The 7,235-nt window shown below is 42.6% G+C and carries 7 protein-coding genes; 3 read left to right on the top strand and 4 right to left on the bottom strand.

Going from position 1 to position 7,235, the window contains the following annotated elements; genetic code table 11:
* Window positions 1-117, top strand: a 117-nt coding sequence (locus tag IEY48_RS19980) for an IS3 family transposase (protein WP_133306622.1), incomplete at its 5' end; no start/stop codon positions are given.
* A complete protein-coding gene (locus IEY48_RS19975; protein ID WP_229786607.1) occupies window positions 114-374 on the top strand; it encodes a MerR family DNA-binding protein in 261 nt (86 codons plus the stop codon). The genes IEY48_RS19980 and IEY48_RS19975, both read left to right, overlap by 4 nt.
* A 135-nt stretch (window positions 375-509) precedes the next feature.
* Here IEY48_RS19975 and IEY48_RS19970 read toward each other — a convergent pair whose 3' ends face one another.
* Window positions 510-956: an Hsp20 family protein gene (locus tag IEY48_RS19970; RefSeq protein WP_160054257.1), complete on the bottom strand. Its 447-nt coding sequence runs from the start codon at window positions 954-956 to the stop codon at window positions 510-512.
* A 363-nt stretch (window positions 957-1,319) separates the two neighbouring features.
* Here IEY48_RS19970 and IEY48_RS19965 point away from each other — a divergent pair, with 363 nt between their 5' ends.
* Complete coding sequence (locus tag IEY48_RS19965; protein WP_188923304.1) at window positions 1,320-1,550, top strand: hypothetical protein; 231 nt, start codon at window positions 1,320-1,322, stop codon at window positions 1,548-1,550.
* A gap of 103 nt (window positions 1,551-1,653) precedes the next feature.
* Here IEY48_RS19965 and IEY48_RS19960 read toward each other — a convergent pair whose 3' ends face one another.
* From IEY48_RS19960 to IEY48_RS19950, 3 genes are read right to left on the bottom strand one after another with little or no spacing between them, the layout of a single operon-like run.
* On the bottom strand, window positions 1,654-2,778 hold the full coding sequence (locus IEY48_RS19960; RefSeq protein WP_188923303.1) for an ABC transporter permease: 1,125 nt from the start codon (window positions 2,776-2,778) through the stop codon (window positions 1,654-1,656).
* A 3-nt stretch (window positions 2,779-2,781) separates the two neighbouring features.
* Window positions 2,782-5,538 carry a ribosome-associated ATPase/putative transporter RbbA gene (rbbA, locus tag IEY48_RS19955; protein WP_188923302.1) on the bottom strand — a complete coding sequence of 919 codons (2,757 nt, stop codon included), beginning with the start codon at window positions 5,536-5,538 and terminating at the stop codon, window positions 2,782-2,784.
* A gap of 15 nt (window positions 5,539-5,553) precedes the next feature.
* Window positions 5,554-6,579: an HlyD family secretion protein gene (locus IEY48_RS19950; RefSeq protein WP_188923301.1), complete on the bottom strand. Its 1,026-nt coding sequence runs from the start codon at window positions 6,577-6,579 to the stop codon at window positions 5,554-5,556.
* Window positions 6,580-7,235 lie beyond the last annotated feature (656 nt).

The raw sequence follows: 7,235 nt of genomic DNA, 5'->3' as shown, positions 1-7,235 counted from the left end.
CAAGATGTGACGGCTTACATGAAATATTACAACTTGGAGCGACTTCATTCAGCTAATGGTGATCTGTCACCGGTAGAGTTTGAAAATTCTCAATTAAAAGTGTCCAGTTTGGCTTGACCAGTACAGAAATTGGCAGCGCATTTGCTTCACTGCCTAATGGAAGGACAGCCACCAAACAAGACTGGGCGGCATTATCAGTTAATTGGAAAGACACACTCACACAACGTATTAGTCGATTACAAAATATGAAAGACTCACTTGAAGGCTGCATCGGTTGTGGCTGTTTATCGATGAATAGTTGCCCTTTGTATAACCCAGATGACCTGCTCGAACCACAAGGTCCGGGGCCTGTACTATTAAACCAAAAAGCCTAGTATCAAATAGACACTAGGCGTAAGCAAACAGCTAAATTGGGGAGTGATAAACAATAGGATGAAGATAAACGATAAAGTGGTAGCGTTAATTTTTAAGCCACCACTTTACCTGCCCATATACTGGACTACACCGGGTTAACCGAGTGTGTTTGTACTGACAATATCAATTTTTCGTGGTTTCATAGCTTCAGGAATTTCACGTACTAAATCAATATTTAATAAGCCGTGTTCTAATTCTGCACCCACGACACGTACATAATCAGCAAGCTGGAAAGTCCGCTCAAAGCCACGTTCTGCAATGCCTTGATGCAAGTATTTACGCTCATCCGTTTTTGCTGTCTTATTGCCTTTAACTAACAGTTTTTCGCCTTCACTCATAATGTCTAACTCAGACATCGCAAAGCCTGCAACCGCCATAGTGATCCGATAACGATTTTCACCAAGCAGTTCAATATTGTAAGGAGGGTAACCACTGTTAGCATTGTTGGCAGCAGCATGTTCAGCAAGTTGGGCTAAACGGTCAAAACCAATTGCGCTACGGTAAAGAGGGGCTAAATCTGGAGTAAGATTAAAGTTTCGCATGTTCATATCCTTGTCTAAAGCAATATGTAAAATAGTGACCACTTTTTCATAAAAGTGGCAATGTTGGTAACAGCCCTTACGGCACTGTCATAGCCAGAATAGTAAAACCTCAATCGAGCGTTTCGTTATCTATCCTGCTACAAAATTAGATATATGGACACAGTGTTTGATATCAAGGCTAATGAATAAATAAATTTTAAAAATTGATAAAAAACATTGAATATGACAATATTTCAATAACTTAAAATCCGTCCATTATATTCAATTACACCTGTAACCCTGTTTAAATGACTTTTGTCACTGGTAATTCTAATTGAAAACGTCACAATAACTCACAACGCAATACATCAATAAGGACATGTTATGAACCCTGCAACGCTGGCACTTTTAATCCCAATCATCGCCATAATAGGCAGTTTTATTGTGAGCATTATGAAGCTTAAAGAACGTCAAAACCTGGCGGCTAACGAACAACAAAACAACAATAAGTCACTGCACGATGAAATCAGCTCGTTACGTCAACGTATTGAAGTGTTAGAACGAGTGATTACTGAAGACTCTTATGACTTAAAACAAAAAATTAATAACGCATAAGAATACTTATTGTTGTTAACATTATTAAGCCACCATTATCGGTGGCTCAATGATCTAGCGGCATTTCGAGGCAAATAATAGCTAAACATCACCTTCTCTAGTATTACTTACTTACTGCTATCGAGCGCCTAAATAGCGCTAAACTGCCCACAAAAAACACCATCCCAAGCCCAACAATATTAAGCAATTCAGGCCACACAATACTAAAATCAGCACCTCGAAAAACCACAGCCTGTGAAAATGCCATAAAGTGACGCGAAGGGAATATCCATGTGAATGGTTGAATAATGGCGGGTTGACTCTCAATGGGCGTAATCCCCCCAGACAGTAACATCATAGGGATGATGACAATCATTAACAGCAATGCAAACTGCGCCATGGTGCGGGCTATGGTGCCAAGAAAAATCCCAATCGAGGCCGCGGCAAATAAGTAAATCGTTGTCCCGCCCAGTAATAACCAACGTGATCCGGCAATGGGGACATCCAGCAAGGTTTCGACCATAAAGAAAAGTGACAATGAAAACGCAACCAGCACAATAAATCCGTTAGCACACACCTTGGACATAATAATTTGAAATGATGTCAACGGCATAACCAATAAATGCTCAATGGTGCCATGCTCACGTTCACGCAGCAACGCAGCGCCTGTCAGAATGATCGCCAACAGGGTAACATTATCGAGTAGCGCCCCCATTGAACTAAACCAGCTCATTGTGCCATTAGGATTAAAAGCACGACGCTGGACTAATATCACAGGGTAATCTGTGCTTGCATTAGAGCGATTAACAAAAAAGTTAACCTCCTTGGTGATGATGCTTTGAATATAGCTATTACCTAAGCTTGCTTGAGTTACAGCGGTAGCATCAACATCGATTTGTATACTCGGTAAGCGTCCATCACGCACATCCGCTTCAAAACGTGGTGGAATACTCACCACAAACATAAAGCGGTCTTGGTCCATCACTTGGTCTACCTCACTGGCAGATATTTGCTCTGCTAATTTAAAATAAGGAGGATAGAAAGCATTGGCAATGTTACGCGAAAGCGTTGAATGATCTTCGTCAACAATCGCAATAGATGCATTATTCACCGACTCACTAATGGCGGTTGAACGCGAATAAATCTGCGCACTGAATAAAAAAACAATCAGTATTATCATGGTCACGTCGCCCAGGACACTGCGGAGCTCTTTAGTACCGAGCCAGAAAATATTACTCCAGATTTTCATCGGTTATGCCTCCTGCTTTTTCAAACACGCCGCAGCCAAAACCACTAAAATAGGGCCATAAATCGACAACATCATGATGTCGCCTGTCAGGTCAAAAAAATTCAAGCCTTTGGTAAATGCCGCCACACTCAAGTGCATATAGTAAGTAGCCGGCCACGCCATACCGATAATGTACCCGCCACCTTCTAACGTGGATGTTGGTTGCACTAATCCCGAAAACAGCGCAGTCGGGAGCAACGATACGATAGTGGTAGCAAACACCGCGGTGACTTGAGTTTTAGTGACCGATGACACCACTAAACCAATCCCTGTAGAGGCGCACACATAACAAAATGCCCCAACAGTGAGCCCTAACAAACTGCCTTTCAACGGCACCTGTAATAAAAACACCACCAGGAAAGTCAAAATTAAAAAGTTGATCATGCCTATGGCGATATACGGCAACTGCTTGCCAATGAGGAACTCAAACTTATTGGTTGGCGTAACAAAAAAGTTAGTGATAGTGCCGACTTCCTTTTCACGCGAGACACTCACAGCCATCAAAATTGCCGGGAAGAACAGCAACAATAGCGCAGGCGTTTTAGGCCCAATGGAGTACATGCTTTCAAATGAAGGGTTATAACGATAACGAGACTGCTGATCAACGTTATACATTGCGCTGGCATCAACACCGACCTCTGTCGCTAACTGAGTCAAATACCAAACATAAGCACCAGTGACATAACCTTCAATAGTGCCAGCACGGGTGGTATTGGCACCATCAATCCATGCAGAAACGTATGCAGTTTGACCCTTTTTGATATCGCGGCCAAAACCGGCCGGGATCTCTATCGCCAAAGTGATATCGTTAGACTGCAGCCGCCTTTCAAGTGCATCTTTGCTTTGTAATGCAGGACGTTCGATAAAATAATGGGAACCTTGAAAGTGGCTAATGTATTCTCGGCTCTGCGGTGTTTGGTCATAATCGAGCACCGCAAAAGTGAGATCTTCAATATCTAACGAGATCCCATAAGCAATCACAATCAACAAAATCACACTGCCCAAAAATGCAAATGCGAGGCGAATTTTGTCACGCATTACCGCCATCATTTCAAGGTAACTGTAGGCCAATAACCTCGATAGATTAAAGCCAAAACGTTTTGTATGCTGCTGTTGGCTTTGGCTTAATGTTGTCGGCTCTGCTGTGGTAGCGATTTCAAGCGGTGCTTGCTTTTGAGGTGTTTGACCAATCGCATCTTCAAGGTAACTGATAAAAGCTTCTTCAAGCGACGTAGACCCTTTGGCTTCAACCAGGTGCTGTGGCTCATCATAAACCAGCACTTCACCTGCATGCATTAATGAAATACGGTCGCACCGTAATGCTTCATTCATAAAATGAGTTGAAATAAATATGGTCACTTTATCGCGACGTGACAACTCAACAAGCAACTCCCAAAATTCGTCACGTGCAACAGGGTCAACACCTGATGTGGGCTCGTCAAGGATTAGCATTTCTGGCTCGTGGATCACCGCAACGGCAAGTGACAAGCGTTGGCGGATCCCAAGTGGCAGTGATGATGCCAAATCATCCATTTGCTTACGCAAACCAAAGCGATCAACCAGCACATCAATTCGCTCTGTGGTTTTCGACGCAGACAAATGGAACAAACGAGCATGCAAGGTCAAGTTCTGTTTAACTGTCAGCTCACCATACAAGGAAAAAGCTTGCGACATAAACCCTACTCGATTGCGCATGTCGATATTGCTGGCATCGACAGGCTTACCAAATAAAAATGCCTCCCCTTCTGACGCAGGTAACAGACCGGTCAACATTTTCATGGTAGTTGTTTTACCACAACCATTTGAGCCTAAAAAGCCAAAGATCTCACCGGCTTGAATCTCAAAACTCACATTGCTGACCGCAGTAAAATCGCCGAAACGTCGGGTTAAGCCTTTGGCTGTAATCGCAGGTGAGGCATCAGTTTTATCAAAAGCAGGGATAACAAGCGCATGACCACTGCCACGTTTTTCTTTGGGCAGTAAACGGGTAAAAGTTTGCTCAATATTTTCAGATTGCGTTTTGAGTTTGAGCTCTTTTGGCGTACCCGAGTCCAGCACATGGCCCGCATCCATAGCCACCAACCAATCAAAACCTTCTGCTTCATCCATATAAGCGGTAGACACAATCACACTCATATTAGGCCGTTCACTGCGTATTGTGTTAATTAACTGCCAAAATTGTCGTCTAGAAAGAGGGTCTACCCCGGTAGTTGGCTCATCTAATATCAATAAATCCGGGTCATGAATAAGTGAACAACACAAACCCAGCTTTTGTTTCATCCCGCCAGATAACTTACCCGCTGGACGTGATAAAAATGCATTAAGGCCCGTTGCATGGGTGAGTCGGTCAATGCGGGTTTTACGTTCAGAGGCTCCTTGGCCAAATAATTTACCAAAAAAATCAAGGTTTTCGGCAACACTGAGCTCACTGTATAAATTCTTACCTAACCCTTGAGGCATATAAGCAATACGAGGGCCAACATTTGAACGATGTCGAGCCGAGGCCATATCACCGCCAAGCACTTCAAGATTACCACTCTGTAATTTTCTGACCCCAGAAATCAATGCCAACAAGGTTGATTTACCCACCCCATCAGGGCCGAGCAAACCTACCATTTGCCCTGAAGGAATACTGAGCGTGATATCTTCAATCGCCATGACTTTTTTATATCTATGGCTGACATTGTTGATACAGACGATCGGATTTTGTTGTTGGTCCATGATTATGCACCCACATTAATGTTGATTGACTGAAATAGGCTCAGAGTCTGGCAACAATTGTTGAAGAAAATCAGGCCACGGAGTCAACTGCTCTCCGGGTAAAGGTGTCAGGCGAATATAAGCGACGCCACGCACCCCAGTCTTTACATCTTCTATGTGTTTTTGTACTAGGTACTGGGGGATCCGCACCTTGACACGAAACATCAATTTTTCACGTTCACTGAGGGTTTCAACTTGCTTTGGAGTAAATTGTGATTCAGGTGATACAAAGCTCACCGATGCAGGAATTGTATAATCGAGAACATCTAATTTAATTCTCGCCTCTGCCCCTATCGCAATACGATTTGCTTGAGCCGAGGGTACAAATATTTCCATATAGACATCAGCAAGGTTAATCATGGTCAACACTTTGCCACCACTGCCAAGCACCTCTCCTGGCTCAGCAAGTCGATATATCACTCGGCCAGTCACTGGGGATTTCAGCACACAATCATCAATTTGAGTTTGGATTTCTTTGGTACTGGCCTTAACGGCATCGACCATACGTTCACGATACACAAGGCCAGCTTTAGCCGCCTGAAGCGCTGCTTTAGCAACAGCAACTTGACTGACTCTCGTATCGTAGGTTTCTTTACTAATATGGTTATCTTTTACCAGTTCTCTAGCCCTAGACAATTCTTGTTCGGTTAACACTTCTTCAGCCTTTGCCTGCTCGATGGTTGCCAGAGCAGAAGCAACTTGGCTTTCAGCGCTGGCCACATTAGCTTCAGCACCAAGCAGCTGAGCACGCAATTGATCGGTGTTAATTTGCGCGACAACTTGTTGCTCCTGAACAAGGTCTCCTTCTTGAGCCAAAATGGTATCGACTCGACCCGCAATTTTAGTTGATACATCAACTTCTACAGCTTCAATTCGGCCGTTACCAGACACTAATCCATCGGCTAGCGGAGCGACTTGTAAATATTGCCACCCCCACCAAAAAGCAAAAATAAGCACTATAAAAACAACGATATATATAACTTTCTTAAGTATGTTATTCATTGTCTAAAAATCCTTCTATGAGTGACAGCAATCATATTTAACGCAACAAGCTGACATGATTCAATCTCTGTCAAAAACCTTGTCTCGATCCCACTACTTTAAACAGTGTTAATCGGCTAGAGAGCCAGACATGCATAACATTGCCATGCATAAAATGAGAAGAGACAACGGCTTGGAATATGTAACCTAGTTGCAATAACAACTAAAGCGAATCCAATATCAGATTGTAAAAACCGCTATCCTCACAGATAAATCTAGATTTCATTTGTCGATGTGTTTATTTGACGAACAAGTGCAGCAAATGATGATATTTGGCAAGGTAGAAAACGGCATTCACAACGCTCCCCCCATTCAAACGATAAATTAGTGTATTAACTCAATTAAATTTTGTATCAACAAAACAGGTTAAACCATGATCTGCCTCACACTTATAGTGAATAAGTAGACATAACTGAAAATAAGCACAAAAGTTTTAGCATTCTCTGCTACGCGCTCAAACACTAGGCATCGATAAAGCCACTTCTATATGTATAATACCAATCCGCATTGAATTGTGATCTAATGTGCTCATCATTTCTAAATCATTTTATTCTTTGAAAAACTACACAGCTTTTGAACTCGTTAAATTATCAAAGTCAGAAAAAGATGCTCGTATG

The sequence above is a fragment of the Shewanella saliphila genome (genome assembly GCF_014648295.1).
Lineage (GTDB): Bacteria > Pseudomonadota > Gammaproteobacteria > Enterobacterales > Shewanellaceae > Shewanella > Shewanella saliphila.
The sequence above is the reverse complement of the archived record's forward strand: the minus strand, read 5'-3'. Positions and strand labels throughout refer to the sequence as shown.